Genomic DNA, 18,482 nt, shown 5'->3' on the forward strand with positions numbered 1-18,482 from the left:
CGGAGGAGGTCCGACACCGGTGTCCCCGGCCAGTATCGGGGCATGACAACCAAGAGACGCAATTTTCCGGTCTACCTGGCCGGAATCACCGGACTGGCCCTGATCGCGATCTCGCTGCTGTGCTGGGCGACCGGAAGTCCCAACCCGCTCGCCGTGGCGGATGACAACTTCGGACGCTCGCTGCTGTTCCTGCCGCAAACCGCCGCGCACCTGGTCGTGGCCGCGGTCGGCGTGCTCACCGTTGCCGCCGCGATTTGCGCGCGGCGCGACGGGAGAGCGGCTCGAGTCGTCGGGGTGACCGCGACCGGCGCGTTGGTCCTCGTGCTGGACGCGGGCGTGCTGGCCGCGCTCGGGTATGTGCCGTTCACGATCATCTCGCTCCTGACGGGGCATGCCGAGCGCCTGAGCGTGCTCCTGTCCACATCGCTGCTGGTCCAGTTCGGCATCGCCGCCGCTGCCGGGAGTCTGCTGTGGATGCAGGTGGTTCGGGCGACGGAGAACGCCGCCGGGAAGGACCCGGCAGCAGCGCACGAGCGCGCCCGGGTGCGGACCCGGCGGTGGACCGTGATCGCCATGGCTGCACCGCTGGCGTACGCGCTTTCGCGGTTCCTGATGGCATTGCAGGTGCCCGGTTTCGAAGTGCCGCCTGACGACCCCATCGGAATCCTCGCCCCGCTCGGGCTCGCCCTGGCGGCGACCGGAGGTGCGGTGCTCACCTGGGGGCTGATCCGCCCGTGGGGCGAGCGCTTCCCCCGCTGGATCCCGTGGGCGGCGGGGCGGCGGGTCCCGATCGACCTCGCCGCGGCGCCCCCGCTGGCGGTGTCCTTGCTGGTGGTGGCGGCGTCCAAGACGCTCTTGGCGCCGGCCTTCGCGAAGTCCGAGCTGGGCTGGGGCGACGTGCTGATCGTGATACCGATGTACCTGTGGCCGCTGTGGTCGGTCGCTCTCGTGCTGGCGGCGGTGAACTACCGCATCCGCCGCAGCACCGGTCAGCGCAGCGCGATGATGGTGTAGGGGCCGACCTCGCGCTTGGCGAAGGCGGGCGAGTCGAACACCGCCGGGTCGAAGTAGACGTCGTAGTCCCGGACGTTCGGCAGCTGCGGGAAGGCGTCGTCCTTCAGCTGCAGCACCAGCTTGCCCGCCTCGTCATCCGGGAGCTCCACTGTGGAGTACGGGCTCGCCGGGTTGGTCAGGACGAAGACGTTGGGCGTCTTGAACCGGCTGTCGCGCAGCATGCCGAGGAACTCGTCGGCGGTCTTCGCGGTCGTCCACCGGCGGATCTCGGCGGCCCGCTCCTGGTAGTCCGCCAGCGGGTTGGCGTAGTGCGGCGTCTCCTGCTGGAAACCCCAGTAGGGCTTGAAGGACATCAGCTTGTAGTCGGTCGTGAGCAGCACGTTGTGCTCCGGCTCGCGGCCGGTCAGCTCGGCGATCGCGGCGATCTCGGCGGCGGTCCACGAGCCGGGCTTCTGCGGATCGCGCTGCCCCATCGCGTTGTCGCCGGCGGGGTAGTAGTCCGCGTAGGCGCGTTCGACGGACGGCTGCAGCGCCAGCCCGATCGCGCCCTGGTTGATGGTGATCGCGCCGAGCAGCCCGAGCGCGGTGGCGACCATGCTGATCCGCAGCGCGTACCGGGCGTCCAGCTTGTGCCGCAGGTAGCCGATGAGTTCCAGCAGGCCGAAGACGCCCGCGACGGCCAGCGTCACGTCCAGGATCACGTTGAGCCGGAACGCCAGCAGCGTGGTCTTGGCGATCAGCGCCACCGTCGACAGCACGAACCAGCCGTAGACGGCGAGGACGGTGGTCAGCATCGCGGCGGCGACCTCGCTGCGGCGGCACCGCAGCAGCAGCCACACCAGCCCGGCCAGGCACAGCATCCCGAACGCGGTGCCCTCCAGCATCGGCACCGGCAGGAACGCGCCGTCCTCGGGCAGGTAGTGCTGCGCCGCGCTGCGCGGGTTGGCCAGCAGGAAGTTCGTGGACAGCAGGTACGGCAACCAGACCAGCAGCGCGATGACGAGGCTGACGATGCCGATCGGCAGCAGCCGCAGGAACAGCTGCCGCACCGTCGGCCACAGCCGCTGCCCCTGGTGCACCCGGAACGCGCCGATGAGCACCGCCATCAGCACGACCATCAGCACCGCGAACGCGAAGTGCAGGGTGTAGGTGATCGCCGCGAAACCGACGTAGCCGCCGATGCAGACGAGCGCCCACCGCGGAGCGTGCTCCTGGCGGCGCAGCGCGTGCCAGGCCAGCACTGCGACCGGCGCCAGCCACGCCGCCGACGGCCACGCGTAGGGCTCCTCGATGCCGTGCAGCATGCCGGCGAGCGCCGTCACCACCGCCGCGAGCAGTGCGAGCCGACGGCGCACCACGACGCTCCACAGTGTGAAGGCGACGACGGTGGTCACCGCCACCCAGGTCAGCGCGTAGGGCTTGTACGCCGCCCAGCCCTCCCAGCCGATGAGGTTGGCGAACCGGCCGCCCAGCCAGAACCAGCCGCCCGGGTAGTAGGGCGAGGTGTCGGCGTAGTTGAGGTCGGCCAGGCCCGGGGTGGTGGCCATGCGGGTCATGTACTGCAGGCGGAACCCGTTGTCCACGGAGGACCCGCCGTAGTAGAACCTGGTGGCCTGCAACGGGATCGCGAGCGCGAACGTGCTGAACGCGCTCAGCGCCACCCAGGTGCCGAAAACCCGCGCCCACCGCGGCGAACGGCGATGCCCGAACGCCAGCAGCAGGAACAGCACCGCCAGCACCAGCGCGCTGCTGACGGCCGCGAGGGCCTCCGGCGCGAAGCTGGGTTCGCTGATGCTCAACCTGGCGATGGCGAACTGCAGCACCAGGCTCACCACCGCCGCCACGAACGCGCCCAGCAGCAGCTCGGCGACGGTGCTGCGCAGCGGCAGCCGGACGGCCGAATTTCGGCGAGGTTCGTCGATCGGGCTCGGTCCGGTCAACAGCGGACTCGGCAGGATTCCCGCCACTTCGCGCGTCCTTCGGCGTAGCTGACATGGGGGCTCGCGCAGAATAGTTGATGTGCGCCCTGCGCCCCGCCATCGGGTGATGCTGGCAGGGCGCGGCGGAACGCTAGGGTGACGCAGCAGAACGGTCGTGATAGCCGCAGGAGGAGGTCGGCCGGTGGCGGACAGCCCGGTGGAGCCCGGCGGCACGCGCGCCGCCCCGGAGCGGATCGAGCCCAGGGCCGGTGCCGCGGCGGAAGTGCCGGTGCCGCGACTGTCCCCGCCGGCCCCGCACGTGGTGGTCAAGGCCGACCTGCTGCCCGCGGTGAGCGCGGTGTCCCTGATCGCGCTGCTGGGCCTGCCGATCGGCTGGGTGTGGTCGCGGCTGGCGCCGCCGCAGGAGAGCGTGCTCGGCGAGCGGGGAAGGCTGACCCCGCTGCTGGTGGAGGGCTACCACGACTTCGACGCGATCGCGATCTTCGCCCTGCTCGCCTTCGCCGCCGGGCTGCTGACCGCCGCGGTGCTGTGGCTGCTGCGCGGGCGCCGCGGCCCGGTGCTGCTCATCGCGGGTGTGCTCGGCGCGCTGATCGCGTCGTGGCTGGGCGTGCAGATGGGCACCTCGTTCGCCGCGGGCCTCCACGCGATGCCGCCGAACGCGAAGCTGGGCGACCTGATCACGGTGGCCCCGCAGGTCGCCAGCGGCTGGGTGCTGCTGCTCCAGCCGCTGGGCGTCGCGCTCGGCTACGGCCTCGCGGCCTCCTGGAACGGCCTCGACGACCTCGGCCGCCGCCTGCGCTGAGCGATCACTTCGGCATCGAGCGCAGGGACTGGGTGATCTTGTTCAGCGTGTCGATCGGGACCGCGTCCGGCACGTCCTGATCGGCGACGGCGAGGAACACCATCGAGCTCTGCCCGTCGCTGTTGGTGGAGAGCACGCTGACCGCGGCGTTCTTGGAGTCGCACGGCCCGGGCGCCATCAGCGTGACGCGGGCGGTGACCCGGACGGCCGGGATGCCGCCGGGGAGCTGCACCTGCTCCGGCGGGCCGAGGACGACCAGGGGCTTGTTGCCATCGCGCACGTAAGCGAGTTCGGCCAGCTTCTGCGCCGTCTCGTTGGCCACCGTCGTGTCGTCCGGGCCCTTGCGCGCGCTCACGCCCGTGGTCGCCCGGAAGCTGCCGGCGTCGCCGGAGCAGAAGCCCTCCATGTAGTCGGCGACGCCGGTCATCGTCACCGGGTCGTCGGGCGGGCCGAAGGCGTGGACGTTCTCCGGGTTGGGGTCGAGTTTCCAGCCCCCGCCGGCCGGCAGGTCGTAGACCGCGCCCCGCTTCGGCACGGTCGCCACCTGCCAGCCGTCCACCACCGGAGTCAGGTTCGGGTTGGCCACTCCCGACGTGGGCGGGGGCGTGCTGGTGGTCGGCTTGGTGGGCGAGCTGGTGCGAGCCGGGGGCGGCGGCGACGCCACCGACGGGCCGCCGGAGGTGCTGAGCACGACGATCGTCGTGACGATGGCGATCACGGCCACCGAGGCGAGCGCGATCGCCGCGATCAGCGGCCCGCGGCTCTTGCCCGGCGGAGCCGGTTGCACCGGGTAGCCGCCGGCCATGCCCGGATGGACCGGCTGCTGCTGTTGCGGCGGCTGCTGGGGGTGTTGCGGCGGCTGCTGGGGTTGCGAGAACGTGCCGAACCCCTGGTACTGCGCGCCGAGTTGCGGCGCCGATCCGCTGGGATTGCCCGCGATGGGCTGGCCGGTGATCGGGTCGTACTGCCCGTACTCGTTGGAGCCCCAGTTGCCAGGTGATGACATGCGGCGATCCTAGCGAGGCGCGCGAGTACCTCAGTTGACGCTGGCGTGTTGCGCGAATTCGGTCAGCGGCGCCGGAACCGCGCGGAGCTCGCGGAGGAACTCGGCCTCCCGCAGCAGCAACCGCCGGATGCTGCGCAGCCGCTCCAGCGGATCGGTCTCGGCCAGCAGCTCCTGCCGGTCCTCGACGGTCAGCACGCAATCGTCGGCCAGCAGGTAGGAGAGCGCCGCGGCATCGGCGTCCTCGCCGGGCACGTCGCGCCGCCCGCCGCGCAGCCCGGTGTCGTGGTAGCGCTGGTGGGCCGAGCGGGCGGCGGTGATCAGGTGCTCGCGGCGGGCCGGCGAGTCGTGCTCCGGGGCGGTGTCCGGCAGCCACTCGACCTCGGCCATCAGGTACGGCGCCGCGGTCCGGTCGATCTGCAGCAGCCGGAACCGCCGCTCGCCAGCGGCGCTGATGTCGTAGCGCCCGCCGGGCAGCTGCCGCACCTGGTCCAGCAGCGCCGAGCAGCCGACGTCGTACATCGAGTCGACGTTGTCCTCGCCGACCTCCCAGCCCTGGCGGATGCCCACCACGCCGAAGCGGCGGTCGGGCAGCTCCTCGCCGACCAGGTCGGTGACCAGCTGCCGGTAGCGCGGCTCGAAGATGTGCAGCGGCAGGTGGCCGCCCGGCAGCAGCGCGGAGCCCAGCGGGAACAACGGCAGCACGTCAGTCACGCCCCAAACCTACGTGCCAAATCACCCGATGGCACCAGAGTGATTCTCGGCGCTGGCCTCAGGCCCGGTTTGGTCTCTGTCTTTGAAGCGGCGAAGCCGCTTAGCCCACCCTCGCAACCGGCACCGCCGCGGGTTCTCAGACGTCTTCTCGCGAGGACAGCCCCGATGCCGCGTATTGGTCATACGCAAGCCGGGGATCCCGGAGTCGAGAAGGCCGCAGTAACTCCCGCAGGGGGGCCGCTACCCGCACCGCCACGCAGGACGAGTCTGGAAATACTCCTTTACGCCGGCGGGCGGAACACTGCGAAGGGGTCCGTGACTTGCAGGTCCCGGCAGGTGAACTGGAACAGCGCGGGCGGGCGGCCGCCGGCCGGGCCCGCGGGCACCGTCCGGCCGGTGGGTTCCAGCACGCCCCGCCGCGACAGCACGCGCTGCAGGTTCGTCGCCGCGACCTGGTAACCGAGCGCGGCGGAGTAGATCCGGCGCAGCTCCGAGACGGTGAACTCGGCCGGGGCCAGCGCGAAGCCGATGTTGGTGTAGGACAGCTTCGCGCGCAGCCGGTCCTGCGCGGCGAGCACGATCAGCTCGTGGTCGAAGGCCGTCGGCGGCAGGGCGTCGACCGGGTGCCAGGCGGTGTCGGCGGGCACCTCGGGATCGATGTCGGAGGGCACCAGGCCGAGGAACGCGGTGGCGACCACCCGGCGGCCGGGCACCCGGTCCGGGTTGCTGAACACCGAGAGCTGCTCGACGTGGGACAGCTTGTGCACGTCGACCTTCTCGGCCAGCTGGCGGCGGATGGAGGTCTCGACGTCCTCGGTCGCCGCGAGCCGCCCACCGGGCAGTGACCAGCGGTGCACGTCCGGTTCCTGGGCGCGTTGCCAGAGCAGCACCCGCAGCCCGTCGTCGCGGATCTGGAGGACTCCGGCGAGCACTTCGTGACCAGCGTCGCCCTTGTCCGCACAACTTGCGGTGTTAGGATATGGCACGTTTTCGATTCTAAGGCGAAAACCTCGGAGCGCTTGATCCGGGGTGCTAGCGGAGCTTCCGGGCGGGTCGCCCCGGAGGGTCCGGCGAGGAGGACTACATGGCCGCGACTGCAACCTGGGAGCGGACCGACGCCGGTTATACCGGGGTGGAGCCCACCGCGGACTGGGCGCGCGAGGTGCGCCGGCTGGCGCACGAGCGGGACGCGGTGCTGCTGGCGCACAACTACCAGTTGCCGGAGATCCAGGACGTCGCCCACCACACCGGCGACTCGCTGGCCCTCAGCCGCATCGCGGCGAACAGCTCCGCGAGCACGATCGTCTTCTGCGGCGTGCACTTCATGGCCGAGACCGCGAAGATCCTCGGCCCGGAGAAGACGGTGCTCATCCCGGATGCCCGGGCGGGCTGTTCGCTGGCCGACTCGATCACCGCGGACGAGCTGCGCGCCTGGAAGGCCGAACATCCCGGCGCGGTCGTGGTGTCCTATGTGAACACCACCGCAGAGGTGAAGGCGGAGACCGACATCTGCTGCACGTCGTCGAACGCGGTGGACGTGGTGCGCTCGATCCCGGCCGACCGCGACGTGCTGTTCTGCCCGGACCAGTTCCTGGGCGCGCACGTCAAGCGCGAGACCGGCCGTGAGAACCTGCACATCTGGGCCGGGGAGTGCCACGTGCACGCCGGGATCAACGGGCCCGAGCTCGCCGACCGCGCGGCGGCGAACCCGGACGCGGACCTGTTCATCCACCCCGAGTGCGGCTGCGCCACCTCGGCGCTCTACCTGGCCGGCGAGGGCACCGTCGCCAAGGAGCGGGTGAAGATCCTGTCCACCGGCGACATGCTGACCGCGGCGAAGGAGACCGGCGCGCGCTCTGTGCTGGTGGCCACCGAGATCGGCATGCTGCACCAGCTGCGCCGCGCCGCCCCCGAGATCGACTTCCGCGCGGTCAACGACCGGGCGTCCTGCCGCTACATGAAGATGATCACCCCCGCGGCGCTGCTGCGCTGCCTGCGGGAAGGCGCCGACGAGGTGCACGTGCCGGTGGACGTCGCCGACCGCGCGCGGGCCTCGGTCGAGCGGATGATCGCGATCGGCAAGCCGGGAGGCGGCGAATGAGCTGGGAAGCGGGCGCGGACTTACTCGTCGTCGGCACCGGCGTCGCGGGCCTGACGGCGGCGCTGCGGGCCCGTGAGCTGGGCCTGCGGGTGCTCGTGGTCAGCAAGGACTCCGCGACGGCGGGCAACACGAGCTGGGCGCAGGGCGGCATAGCCGTGGTCCGGCCCGACGAGCTCGACCTGGGCGACAGCCTGCGCGAGCACGTCGAGGACACGCTGACCGCAGGGGTCGGACTGTGCTCGCGCCCGGCGGTGCGGGACATCCTCGCCGACGGCGCGGCGGCGATCGCGCGGCTGCGGGCGGCCGGTGCCCGGTTCGACGCGGGCCCGGACGGCGAGCTGGCGCGCACCCGCGAGGGCGGGCACAGCGCGTTCCGCGTGATCCACTCCGGCGGCGACGCGACCGGCGCGGAGGTGCAGCGCGCGCTGTCTGAAGCCGTGCGCGGCGGCGGGATTCCGATGCTGGAGCAGCATTGCATCGTCGAGCTGCTGCGCGGTGACAGCGGCGCCGTGGTCGGTGCGGTCGCGATGGACGCCGAGAACAGGCCGGGTGTGCTGCGCGCCCCGGCGGTGCTGCTGGCGACCGGCGGGCTCGGCCAGCTCTACGCCGCCACCACCAACCCCGAAGTGTCCACTGCGGACGGAATCGCGCTCGCGCTCCGGGCCGGTGCCTCCGTCGCGGACCTGGAGTTCGTGCAGTTCCACCCGACGGTGCTCTACACGCCGGGCGGGCCGCGGGGGCGGCGGCCGCTGATCACCGAGGCGGTGCGCGGCGAAGGCGCGGTGCTCGTCGACGTGCACGGGCGGCGCGTGATGGAGGGCGAGCACCCGCTCGCCGACCTCGCGCCGCGCGACGTCGTGTCGGCGGCGATCAACCGGCGGGCCGCCGAAACCGGCGCCGAGCACGTGTTCCTCGACGCCACGAGCATCGGGGCCGGGTTCCCCGAGCGGTTCCCGACGGTCCACGCGGCGTGCCGGGCGGCCGGGATCGACCCGGTCCGCGAGCCGATCCCGGTGGCCAGCGTCGCGCACTTCTCCTGCGGCGGCGTGGTGTCCAGTGTGGATGGTCGCACCGCCGTGACCGGGCTCTACGTCGCCGGTGAGGTCGCGTGCACCGGGCTGCACGGCGCGAACCGGCTGGCGTCCAACAGCCTGCTGGAAGGCCTCGTGGTCGGCGGGCGCGCGGCCGAGGCGGTGGCCAAGGACCTGTGTTGCGGGCTGCTCAACCGCAAGCCCGCCGGCGCGGCCCTGCAGTCCGCGATGGCGGTGGTCGACCGGGATCTGCTGCAGCGCACCATGAGCCGGTACGCCGGCATCGAGCGCGACGACGAGGGCCTGGCGACCGCGACGAAGGAGCTGGACCGGGCGGCCATCGTCCGTCCACTTAGTAATCGGCAGGCGGTCGAGGACTCCTCGCTGGCGCTGACCGCGCAGGCACTGCTGGCGGCGGCCAGGCAACGCGCGGAGTCGCGCGGCTGCCACCGCCGAACGGATTTCCCGGACACCGACGACCTGCGCTGGCGGCGCAGCACGGTGCTCCGGTTGGACGCCTCGGGGTGCCTCATCCACACCGCGGGCGGGATTGCGAGGACGGCATGACCATCGATCTGGACGACGCGCGCGAAGTGGTGCGCACGGCGCTGGCGGAGGACCTGCGCTACGGGCCGGACGCGACGACCGCGGCGACGGTTCCGGCCGGCGCGGTCGCCGAGGCGGGGTTCAACACCCGCAAGGCCGGCGTGGTCGCGGGCCTGCCGCTGGTGCGGCTGGTGCTCGACGAGGTGCTGGGCGCGGACGCCTACGCGGTGCTCTCCGAGCGGGCCGACGGCGACGTGCTGGAGCCCGGCGACTGCGTGCTGCGGGTGAAAGCGCCGGTCCGCGGCCTGCTCACGGCGGAGCGCACGGCGCTGAACCTGCTGTGCCACCTCTCGGGCATCGCGACCGCGACGGCCGCGTGGGTCGAGGCGGTCGAGGGCACGGGCTGCCGGATCCGGGACAGCCGCAAGACGCTGCCGGGCCTGCGGGTCCTGCAGAAGTACGCGGTGCGCTGCGGCGGCGGCGTCAACCACCGGATGGGCCTCGGTGACGCGGTGCTGATCAAGGACAACCACGTGGTCGCTGCGGGCTCGGCGGTGGCGGCGGTGCGGGCCTGCCGGGAGCACGCGCCGGACCTGCCGATGGAGGTCGAGGTGTCCACGCTGGACGAACTCGACGAGGTGCTGGCGGAAGACGTGGCGCTGGTCCTGCTGGACAACTTCACCCCGCAGCAGTGCGCGGAAGCGGTGCGCCGGGTCCGCGCGGCGGCGCCGCGAACGGAGCTGGAGGCATCGGGCGGCCTGACGCTGGAGGTGGCGAGGGCCTACGCGGAGACGGGAGTCCAGTACCTGTCGGTGGGAGGCCTGACGCACTCCTCCCCGGCCCTGGACCTCGGCCTGGACATGTAGCTAGTCGGTGGCGAAGGGCTCGGTGAACAGGTCCGCGTCCCACTGCTCGACGAGCGCCCGATGAGTGCGATGCCAATCGTTGTGCGCGAAGCAGCGCTGAAGCGTGTCGTCGGGACCAGACTCGGAGTGGTGCGTGTCGTGCTCTGTCACAGCAGCGATTCGAAGTCGATGCGGAGCTCGACGGGGTCGGACACCGCGAGCTTGCCGGTGTCCACCCCGGCCGGGGCGTAGAGCCGTGTTGTCGGATCCAGCCGGTAGCGGAATGCGGCCAGCCGCCCGTTGTCTTGGTGTTCGCGTTCGATACGCCAGAAGTGTTCGATACCCGCAGTGGCGTACTCGGCGGGCTTGTCGGTTTGGTCGGCGGTGACCGAGCCCGGTGACATCACCTCGACGACCAGCAGGCAGTGCTGCGGGCGAAGCACAGCCTCGTCCGGCAGAGCTGAGTCGTAGACGACGATGTTCGGCCGGCGGTTGAGCAGGGGCACGTCCCGTAGCCGAAGGTCGACATCGAAGTCGACAGTGAGTCCGGGGCCAGCGGCAAGATCCAGTTCCTCCGCAAGGCGGCGAACGATCCTCTGGTGCGAGCGGCGAAGGGCAGGAGTCACGACGATGGCTCCATCGACAATCTCGATGCGGCGGCACACTTCCTCGGGCAGCGCCTCGTACTCCGCAGCGCTCAGCCCCTCCGGCGGTAGCGCCATCCAGTCAGGAAGTGCGGTCATTGTCGAGCCCCTCTCCCTACGGGTACCGGACCAGCGCAGCTGTAGCGCTTCGTCGCCGGGCATCTTGCACGACGATTAATTCACGTGGAGTGATCGAATGCTACCGACCGTGTTCGAGCTCGTGGATGTCGGGCATGATTTCGTCATGGCTCAGTTGATCGGGGTGGGGTACTGGTGAGCACTGTGCAGCCCGAGCGGGTTCTGCCTTCTCCGCTGTTGGGCGGGATCTACCGGGCCCGGCGGCCGACCGGGCCCGTGGTCGGGTTGCTCGTCGTGCTGTTCTGCCTGCTCGTCGGGCAGGCCGTCGCCGGGGTGGTGCTGGTCGCGGCGTTCGGGTTGCCGATGAGCGCTCTGGTCGGCGGCGAGCTGGGGCTGACCACCCAGCTGGCGCTGATGCTCAGCTTCGCCGGGGCCGCCGGCCTGCTGGCGCTGTGGATCCGGGTCAAGGAGCGGCGGCCCTTCGGCTCCGTCGGGTTCTTCCCCGCGTCGCGCATCGGCGCGCACCTGGCGCTCGGGACCGCGGTGGCGGTGGTGCTGCTGTCCGTGCCGGTCGGCATCAACGTGCTCAGCGGGCAGTTCGAGATCGGCCTGGTGCGCGCCGCGCAGATCGGCGGCGCGCTCGTGGCGCTGATCGGGTTCGCCGTGCAGGCCGGCACCGAGGAGATCCTCACCCGCGGCTACCTGATGCAGGTCACCTACCGGAAGTGGGGCCTGGTCGCCGCGATCGCCTTCCAGGCGCTGGTGTTCGCCGCGCTGCACGGCGTCAACGCAGGCGTCAGCGTGATCGCCCTGGTCAACATCCTGCTGATCGCCGTGGTGCTGGCGTTCTGGGCGCTGGCGGAGGGCGGCCTGTGGGGCGTGTGCGCGTTCCACGCGGTGTGGAACTGGTGGCAGGGCAACGTGTACGGCATCGAAGTGTCCGGAATGGACATCCAGACGACCGTGCTGGAGATCGGCGGCTCGCCGGGCAGCGCGCCCCTGCTCACCGGCGGCGGGTTCGGCATCGAAGGAAGCCTGCTCACCACCGCGGTCCTGGCCGTCGCGGCGGTGCTCGCCGCGCTCGCCTACCGCCGGAAGCTCGCCCGCTCCCAGGCCGGGTGAAGGGCGCCTTCCGAACCAGAAGGCGCCCCTCGCGGCGGGACTTCAGAAGCGGCGATTGGCGAGGACCGGGATGGCTTGGCGGGCCTGCTCGACCGCGGCCGGATCGATGTCCACGACGAGGATGTCGGGAGAGTCGGCGAGCTGCGCGTGCACCTGGCCGAGTGGGGTCGCCGCGAGGCTGTAGCCGATGCCCGTCGGGGCCTTGCCGCTCGGCTCCCGGCCGACGCTGCGCGGGTCGGCCTGGTCGCAGGCCACCACCCACGACGTGGAATCCAGCGCGCGGGCGCGCACCAGCAGCTCCCACTGCTCGCGCTTGCCCTCGCCGGAACCCCAGGACGCCGAGGTGACGATCGCCGACGCGCCCTGGTCGGCCAGCGCCGTGAACAGGCCGGGGAAACGCACGTCGTAGCAGGTCGTGAAGCCGACCTTGGTGCCGCCGAAGTCCACCACCACGGGCTGCTCGCCCGGCGCGACGGTGTCCGACTCGGCGAAGCCGAAGGCGTCGAACAGGTGGATCTTGTCGTAGGAGGTGTCCACGCCGCGGCCGGTGATCAGCAGCGTGTTGGTCACCCTGCCGTCCTCGGTGGGTGTGAACATGCCCGCCGCGACGGCGATGCCCGCCTCCTCGGCCAGCCGCCGCACCTCGGTGGCCCACGGCCCGTCGAGCGGCTCGGCCAGCGGCCCGAGCTTGATCCCGAAGCAGGCCATCGTCGCCTCCGGGAAGACCGCGAGGTCGGCGCCGGCGTCGGCGGCCCGCCGCACGTAGTCGGCGACCAGCTCCAGGTTCGCCTTGGGGTCCGGGCCGGAAACGATCTGGCAGAGAGCAATCCGCATAACCACAACCATCCTTCGCTCACCCGTTACGATGTTTGTATACCAGCGATATGCATGCAGCTAGATTTCACACAGGGGGTCTTCGTTGCCGTCGGGACGCGAACTGGCTTACGACCATCTCAAGGACACGGTCCTCAGCGACCCGTCGATGCAGGGGCAGTTCGTCAACGAACAGGCGCTCGCCGACGAGATCGGGGTGTCCCGCACGCCGATCCGCGAGGCCCTGCTGCTGCTCGCCGCCGAGGAGCTGGTGCAGCTCGTGCCCAAGCGCGGCGCCTACATCGCGCCGGTCGGCGGCCGGGAGATCCGCGAGCTGTTCGAGATCCGCGCGATGATCGAGTGCTACGCGGCCCGCCGCGCCGTCGAGCTGGACGCGGTGCCGCTGGAGCAGATGCGCGCCGAGCTGGACGCCCAGCGCGAGCTCGGCGGCGACGACCAGGCGCGCGCGTTCATCGACCGCGACCACGGGTTCCACGCCGCGCTGGTGTGCGCGGTCGGCAACGACATGCTCAGCAAGACCTACGACGCGCTGCGGGCCCGCCAGATCCGCGCGGGCATCGTGGCGCTGTTCAGCGTCAGCGGACGGCGCAAGGCGGTGCTCGCGGAGCACGAGGCGATCCTCGCGGCGCTCGCCGCGGGTGACGCGGAGGCCGCGACGAAGGCGATCACCGAGCACCTGACGGCGACGCAGCAGGTCGTCCTGGCGGGCTGACGAGCGGCTCCCGATTTTAGGCGAAATTGGGAACCCTATTCCCGCATCACCCGGGCTTCCTGGCTGGGAAGCGCCCGATTTTAGGCAAAATCGGAAACCCCACCCTCGGGCCTCCCGGCGGGCGGGGTTTCCAATTTTAGGCAAAATCGGGCAGGTCACTGCGCGTTCCGGCGGCCCAGGGACAGGCCGATCAGGGTCACCACGCAGGTCGCCGTGAGGTAGCACGCCGGGGCGAACCAGGTGCCGAACGACGCGAACAGGTAGGTGAACAGCAGCGGGGCCAGTGCGCCGCCGATGACGCCGGCCAGCGTGTACGCCAGCGACGATCCGGTGGCGCGCAGCGCCGGGCTGAACTGCTCGGACACGAACGCCGCCTGCGGCCCGTACATGAGCGCGTGCCAGACCAGGCCGATGACCACGCCGAAGATCAGCAGCCCCGCGGAGCCGCCGCCGACCATCGGGAAGAACACGAACGGCCACACGCCGGCGCCGATCGCGCCCACCGCGTAGACCTTCCGCCGCCCCCACCGGTCCGACAGCGCGCCGGCCAGCGGCATCAGCACGAGCTGCAGCGTCGAGCCGAGCATGACCCCGGTGACCGCCCAGCTCTTCGGCATGTTCAGCTGCTGGGTGGCGTAGGTGAGCACGAACACGGTGAACAACGCGTAGAGCACGTCCGGGCCGACGCGGGAGAGGATCGCCGACACCAGCGCGCGGGGTTCGCGGGTGAAGACGTCCCGCACCGGCGCCCCGGCCTGCTCGCCCTTCTCCTGCAGCTCCTTGAAGACCGGGGTCTCCTCCAGCTTCACCCGGATCCACAGGCCGAACAGCACCAGCACGGCGGAGAGCAAGAACGCGACCCGCCAGCCCCAGGACATGAACTGCTCCTGGGTGAGCAGCGCCGCGAGCGCCGCCAGGACGCCGTTGGCCAGCAGGTTGCCCGCGGGCGGGCCGATCTGGGCGGCCGACGCCCAGAAGCCGCGGTGCTTCTCGCTGCCGAACTCGCTGGACAGCAGGACCGCGCCGCCCCATTCGCCGCCGATGCCCACGCCCTGCGCGAAGCGCAGCACCACCAGCAGCACGGCGCCGAGCGCGCCGACCTGGCTGTGCGTCGGCAGCAGTCCGATGAAGACGGTGGAGATGCCGGTGATGAGCAGGGTGATGACCAGCACCTGCTTGCGTCCCAGCACGTCGCCGAGCCGGCCGAACACGAAGCCGCCCAGCGGCCGGGAGACGTAGCCGACGGCGTAGGTGGAGAACGCCAGCAGCGTGCCGGACAGCGGGTCGTGGCTGGGGAAGAACAGCTGGCCGAACACCAGCGCCGACGCCACCGAGTACGCGGCGAAGTCGTACCACTCCAGGGAGGTGCCGCTGAGGCTCGCGACGAAGGCCTTGATCAGGTCCTTGCGGGCCGGCCGGGCCGGCGTGGATAGCGCTTGGGTCATCGGGGTCCATTTCCTGTGCAGGGCTTCCGGGGGTCGTTCGGCTCGTGGATGCCGACCACCGGGGTACTGTGATACACCAAATGTATACAACCAGTATGCGGACGTTGGAGGACATCTTGTTTCCACTGAGTTTCGATGTCAACGGCGAGGTCGTCGAGGTGTCGGTGACGGCCCTGCTCAACGGCGGCTACGCCGGGCGCAGCCAGGAGGACGTCGCGGCGCACGTCGCCGAGCTGGCCGAACTCGGTGTGCCCGCGCCGACGAAGACGCCGTGCCTCTACCCGGTCGCGCCCTACCTGGCGATGCAGGCCGACGAGGTGCCCGCGCAGCACGAGCGGACCTCCGGCGAGGCGGAGTGGGCGCTGGTCGTCGCCGGGCCCGAGGAGCGGGACGTGCTGCTGACCGTGGCCTGCGACCACACCGACCGGGCGCTGGAGGTGCACGGCGTCGCGTGGAGCAAGCAGGCCGGTCCGGACGTGCTGGGCCGCAAGGCCTGGCGCCTGGTCGACGTCGCCGACCGGCTCGACGAGCTGACGCTGACCGCGTGGGCCGACGGCGAGGTGATCCAGCGGGGCACCCTGGCGGAGCTGCTCACGCCCCAGTTCTGGCTCGACGACCTGCGCGAGCGCGGCCTGCTGAAGCCGGGCACCGTGCTGCTGTCGGGCACCATCCCGATGGACGCCGCCGTCGACCAGTTCGCCGGCTCCTGGCGGGTCGAGCTCGGCGACCCGAAGACCGGCGACGTCATCGCCTGCGAGTACCGGGTCAGCCGGATGCCCGAGCCGGTGGAGTGACTCCGGCCGGTGGAGTGTTTCGGCTGGTCGGGGCCCGTGAGTACGTTCTGTCGCTAGAGCATCGGAAAGTGCTCACGGGTCTGCGCCGGCGGGGCGCCCTGGCGAGCAAGATCTCAGGTTATTGAGAAATACTTGCAACAGCACCTATTGTTCGGGAGTGCTGAATCGTCGTGCCTTCTTCGTCGCCGTTCCGGTCGCCCTGGGCCTGCTCGGGGCCGGTTGCGCCGCACCCTCCGCGCCGGGCACCGGCGATCCCGGATCGATGCTGCTCGCCGACGGCTTCGAGCCGGAGAGCCTGAACCCGCTGCTGGGCTACGGCGTGGAAGGCGCCGCGAAGTTCTACGACGGGCTGCTGGCCTTCGACGGCCAGGCCGCGCTGCGCCCCGCGCTGGCCAGCGAGGTGCCGCAGTCCACGCCGGACGCCAAGACCTGGACGGTCAAGCTCCGCGACGGCGTCCGCTTCCACGACGGCACGCCCTTCGACGCGGACGACGTCGTCGCCACCTACCGGGCCGCGATCGACCCGGCCTACGCCTCGACGGTCTCGTCGGACTTCGACATGCTCGCCGGCGTCCGCGCGCTCGACCCGCACACCGTGCAGTTCGACCTGAAGATCCCCTACGCCGCCTGGCCGTCGAAGCTGGTGCTCGGCATCGTGCCGAACGAGCAGCTCGCCGAGCCGAAGCCGCAGGAGGACTCGGCGCTGAACACCAAGCCGGTCGGCACCGGCCCCTACAAGCTCGTCGAATGGCGCCAGGGCGACCAGATGACCTGGGAGGCCAACGCCGGCTACTGGGGCGGCGCGCCCGCGATCGGCAAGGTCACCGTCGTCTTCGCCAAGGACGACAACACCCGCGCCCAGCGCCTGTCCTCCGGCGAGTTCGACGGCACCGTGCTGCCGCCGGTGCTGGCCGAGAGCGTCGGCCGCGACGGCTACCGGACGGTGCACCACAGCACCGCCGACTACCGCAGCATCGCGCTGCCCAACGAGCACCCGGTCGCCGGTGATCGCGCCGTCCGGCAGGCGCTGAACCTCGCGGTCAACCGCGAAGGCATGATCCAGGCCTTGCTGGGCGGGCACGGGAAGCCCGCCTACGCCCCGATCCCGGAGTCGATGGGCGCGAACTACGAGCCCGCCGCCCGGTTCGACTTCGATCCGCAGCGCGCCGCGAAGGTGCTCGACGACGCCGGCTGGCGCGTCGGCGGCGACGGCATCCGGGAGCGGGGCGGGGTCCGCGCCGAGTTCACGGTGATGTACTTCGCCGACGACAGCCTGCGCAAGGACCTGGCCCGCGCGTTCGCCTCGGACGCCAAGGCGGTCGGCATCCAGGTCGAGCTCGCCGGGGTGGACCGCTCGGCGGTGGCCGGACGGCTGGCCACCGACGGGATCGTGCTCGGCGGCGGGAACCCGATGGACCCCGACCCGCAGGCCTACGCCAGCCTGCACTCCTCGGTCATCGGCACCGGCACGTACAACAACCCCGGCAAGTACCGCAACGCCGAGGTGGACGCCGCGCTCGACGGCGGTCGGCAGGAACTCGATCCGGCCAAGCGGGCGGAGTTCTACAAGCAGGCGCAGCGCGCCTACGTCGCCGACCCGGGCCTGGTGTACCTGGCGTTCATCGACCACAGCTACGTGATGCGCGACGGCAAGTGGTCCGGCTACCAGCCGCCCGTCGAGCCGCACGTGCACGGGACCACCTGGGGCCCGTGGTGGAACATCGAGGCTTGGAAACCGCAGGCATGAGCCGCGCGATCGGCCGCCTGGTGCTGCGGCGGATCGGGTTCGCCGTACCGGTGCTGGTGATCGTCGCGTTCGGGATCTTCCTGCTCGCCGCGGCATCCCCGTTCGACCCGATCCACCAGTACTACGGCGTGGAGATCTTCGGCGCGTCCGCCGCCGACGTCGCCGCGGTGCGGGCCCGGCTGGGGCTCGACGAGCCCGTGCTGGTGCAGTTCTGGCAGTGGGCCACCGGCGTCTTCGGCGGCGATCTCGGCGTGTCGCGGTCGTTCCGGCAGCCGGTCGCGCAGGTCGTCGCGGAACGGCTGCCGTGGACGATCCTGCTGGCCGCGACCGGGCTCGCGCTGGCCGTGGTGATCGCGCTGGTGCTGGGCACCGTGGCGGCGTGGCGGCAGGGCGGCTGGATCGACCGGTTCGTCACCGCCATCGGCCACGCGCTCGAAGGCGTGCCGCCGTTCGTGCTGGCGCTGCTGTCGATCGCGGTGTTCTCGCTGGGCCTGGGCTGGCTGCCGGTGGCGGGCCTGACCGACGCGGGCACCGCGGTGTCGTTCGGGCAGGTCGCGAAGCACCTGGCGCTGCCCGCGCTGGTGCTGGGCATCTCGCAGTCGCCGTGGCTGGTGCTGCACGTCCGGCAGTCGATGCTGACGTCGCTGTCCGAGGACCACGTGACCGGGGCGCGGGCGCGCGGCCTCGCGGAACGCGTCGTCGTGCTGCGGCACGCGCTGCCGACCGCGCTGCTGCCGTTCGTCACGCTGATCGGGGCGCGGGTTCCGGAGCTGGTCACCGGGGCGGTGCTGGTCGAGGAGGTCTTCTCCTGGCCGGGCCTGGCCGCGGCCGTCGTCACCGCCGCGACCGCCGTCGACTACCAGCTGCTGGCGATCCTGACGCTGGTGGCCACGGCGGCGGTGCTCCTGGGCTCGCTGCTCGCCGACATCGCCGCGATCGTGCTAGACCCGAGGGTGGCCGCCGATGGCTGAAAAAGATACGCAACGTGATTTGCGTAGCGGTGCCGGTGGCGGCCCCCCTGCGGGAGTTACAGACGCCGCCTCGACTGCGGGATCCCCGACTTGTGTATGTCCAATACGCGGCATCGGGGCTGTCCTCGCGAGGCGACGT

At 71.4% G+C, this 18,482-nt stretch carries 18 protein-coding genes; 10 read left to right on the plus strand and 8 right to left on the minus strand.

Annotated features, from left to right (window positions below):
- Positions 1 to 42: 42 nt before the first annotated feature.
- On the plus strand, positions 43 to 1,014 hold the full coding sequence (locus tag E1288_RS15335) for a hypothetical protein (protein WP_132485536.1): 972 nt from the start codon (positions 43 to 45) through the stop codon (positions 1,012 to 1,014).
- Here E1288_RS15335 and E1288_RS15340 read toward each other — a convergent pair.
- On the minus strand, positions 990 to 2,981 hold the full coding sequence (locus E1288_RS15340) for an arabinofuranosyltransferase (RefSeq protein WP_235883572.1): 1,992 nt from the start codon (positions 2,979 to 2,981) through the stop codon (positions 990 to 992). The two genes, E1288_RS15335 and E1288_RS15340, sit on opposite strands and share 25 nt — an antisense overlap.
- 154 nt (positions 2,982 to 3,135) lie before the next feature.
- Here E1288_RS15340 and E1288_RS15345 point away from each other — a divergent pair, with 154 nt between their 5' ends.
- Positions 3,136 to 3,756 (plus strand): DUF2567 domain-containing protein, encoded by a 621-nt coding sequence (locus E1288_RS15345; RefSeq protein ID WP_132485538.1) that lies wholly within the window; start codon positions 3,136 to 3,138, stop codon positions 3,754 to 3,756.
- A gap of 4 nt (positions 3,757 to 3,760) precedes the next feature.
- Here the strand turns inward: E1288_RS15345 and E1288_RS15350 are convergent, their stop codons facing one another.
- From E1288_RS15350 to E1288_RS15360, 3 genes are all read right to left on the minus strand, one after another.
- Complete coding sequence (locus E1288_RS15350; protein WP_132485540.1) at positions 3,761 to 4,762, minus strand: hypothetical protein; 1,002 nt, start codon at positions 4,760 to 4,762, stop codon at positions 3,761 to 3,763.
- A 30-nt stretch (positions 4,763 to 4,792) separates the two neighbouring features.
- On the minus strand, positions 4,793 to 5,473 hold the full coding sequence (locus E1288_RS15355; RefSeq protein ID WP_132485542.1) for an LON peptidase substrate-binding domain-containing protein: 681 nt from the start codon (positions 5,471 to 5,473) through the stop codon (positions 4,793 to 4,795).
- Positions 5,474 to 5,754: 281 nt separating this feature from the next.
- Complete coding sequence (locus E1288_RS15360) at positions 5,755 to 6,405, minus strand: NUDIX hydrolase (protein ID WP_132485657.1); 651 nt, start codon at positions 6,403 to 6,405, stop codon at positions 5,755 to 5,757.
- Positions 6,406 to 6,557: 152 nt separating this feature from the next.
- On the opposite strand from E1288_RS15360, the gene nadA reads away from it, so the two are divergent.
- From nadA to nadC, 3 genes are read left to right on the plus strand one after another with little or no spacing between them, the layout of a single operon-like run.
- On the plus strand, positions 6,558 to 7,574 hold the full coding sequence (nadA, locus tag E1288_RS15365; protein WP_132485544.1) for a quinolinate synthase NadA: 1,017 nt from the start codon (positions 6,558 to 6,560) through the stop codon (positions 7,572 to 7,574).
- The gene (locus E1288_RS15370) at positions 7,571 to 9,172 is read left to right on the plus strand and encodes an L-aspartate oxidase (RefSeq protein WP_132485546.1); all 1,602 of its coding nucleotides are present in this window, start codon (positions 7,571 to 7,573) and stop codon (positions 9,170 to 9,172) included. The genes nadA and E1288_RS15370 overlap by 4 nt, the downstream gene beginning before the upstream one ends.
- Positions 9,169 to 10,017: a carboxylating nicotinate-nucleotide diphosphorylase gene (gene nadC, locus E1288_RS15375; protein WP_132485548.1), complete on the plus strand. Its 849-nt coding sequence runs from the start codon at positions 9,169 to 9,171 to the stop codon at positions 10,015 to 10,017. The genes E1288_RS15370 and nadC overlap by 4 nt, the downstream gene beginning before the upstream one ends.
- Here the strand turns inward: nadC and E1288_RS46940 are convergent, their stop codons facing one another.
- Complete coding sequence (locus E1288_RS46940) at positions 10,018 to 10,167, minus strand: hypothetical protein (protein WP_165968128.1); 150 nt, start codon at positions 10,165 to 10,167, stop codon at positions 10,018 to 10,020.
- Positions 10,164 to 10,802, minus strand: a complete 639-nt coding sequence (locus E1288_RS15380; protein WP_235883573.1) for a Uma2 family endonuclease — start codon at positions 10,800 to 10,802, stop codon at positions 10,164 to 10,166. Before E1288_RS15380 ends, E1288_RS46940 begins: the two co-directional genes overlap by 4 nt.
- A gap of 111 nt (positions 10,803 to 10,913) precedes the next feature.
- On the opposite strand from E1288_RS15380, the gene E1288_RS15385 reads away from it, so the two are divergent.
- Positions 10,914 to 11,840, plus strand: a complete 927-nt coding sequence (locus E1288_RS15385; protein ID WP_235883574.1) for a CPBP family intramembrane glutamic endopeptidase — start codon at positions 10,914 to 10,916, stop codon at positions 11,838 to 11,840.
- A gap of 42 nt (positions 11,841 to 11,882) precedes the next feature.
- Here E1288_RS15385 and E1288_RS15390 read toward each other — a convergent pair whose 3' ends face one another.
- Positions 11,883 to 12,674, minus strand: coding sequence for a carbon-nitrogen hydrolase family protein (locus E1288_RS15390; RefSeq protein WP_132485550.1), 792 nt, complete (start codon positions 12,672 to 12,674; stop codon positions 11,883 to 11,885).
- Positions 12,675 to 12,759: 85 nt separating this feature from the next.
- Here E1288_RS15390 and E1288_RS15395 point away from each other — a divergent pair, with 85 nt between their 5' ends.
- Positions 12,760 to 13,386, plus strand: coding sequence for a GntR family transcriptional regulator (locus E1288_RS15395; RefSeq protein WP_132485552.1), 627 nt, complete (start codon positions 12,760 to 12,762; stop codon positions 13,384 to 13,386).
- Between the two features lie 155 nt (positions 13,387 to 13,541).
- Here E1288_RS15395 and E1288_RS15400 read toward each other — a convergent pair whose 3' ends face one another.
- Complete coding sequence (locus E1288_RS15400) at positions 13,542 to 14,831, minus strand: MFS transporter (protein ID WP_132485554.1); 1,290 nt, start codon at positions 14,829 to 14,831, stop codon at positions 13,542 to 13,544.
- A gap of 116 nt (positions 14,832 to 14,947) precedes the next feature.
- On the opposite strand from E1288_RS15400, the gene E1288_RS15405 reads away from it, so the two are divergent.
- The 3 genes from E1288_RS15405 to E1288_RS15415 all read left to right on the plus strand — a co-directional run bounded on the left by E1288_RS15405 (position 14,948) and on the right by E1288_RS15415 (position 18,343).
- Positions 14,948 to 15,625 (plus strand): DUF2848 domain-containing protein, encoded by a 678-nt coding sequence (locus E1288_RS15405; RefSeq protein ID WP_132485556.1) that lies wholly within the window; start codon positions 14,948 to 14,950, stop codon positions 15,623 to 15,625.
- A gap of 157 nt (positions 15,626 to 15,782) precedes the next feature.
- The gene (locus tag E1288_RS15410) at positions 15,783 to 17,372 is read left to right on the plus strand and encodes an ABC transporter substrate-binding protein (protein ID WP_132485558.1); all 1,590 of its coding nucleotides are present in this window, start codon (positions 15,783 to 15,785) and stop codon (positions 17,370 to 17,372) included.
- Entirely contained in the window at positions 17,369 to 18,343 is a 975-nt protein-coding gene (locus E1288_RS15415) for an ABC transporter permease (RefSeq protein ID WP_132485560.1), read from the plus strand. Before E1288_RS15410 ends, E1288_RS15415 begins: the two co-directional genes overlap by 4 nt.
- Positions 18,344 to 18,482 lie beyond the last annotated feature (139 nt).

The organism is Saccharopolyspora elongata, assembly GCF_004348985.1.
GTDB lineage: Bacteria > Actinomycetota > Actinomycetes > Mycobacteriales > Pseudonocardiaceae > Saccharopolyspora > Saccharopolyspora elongata.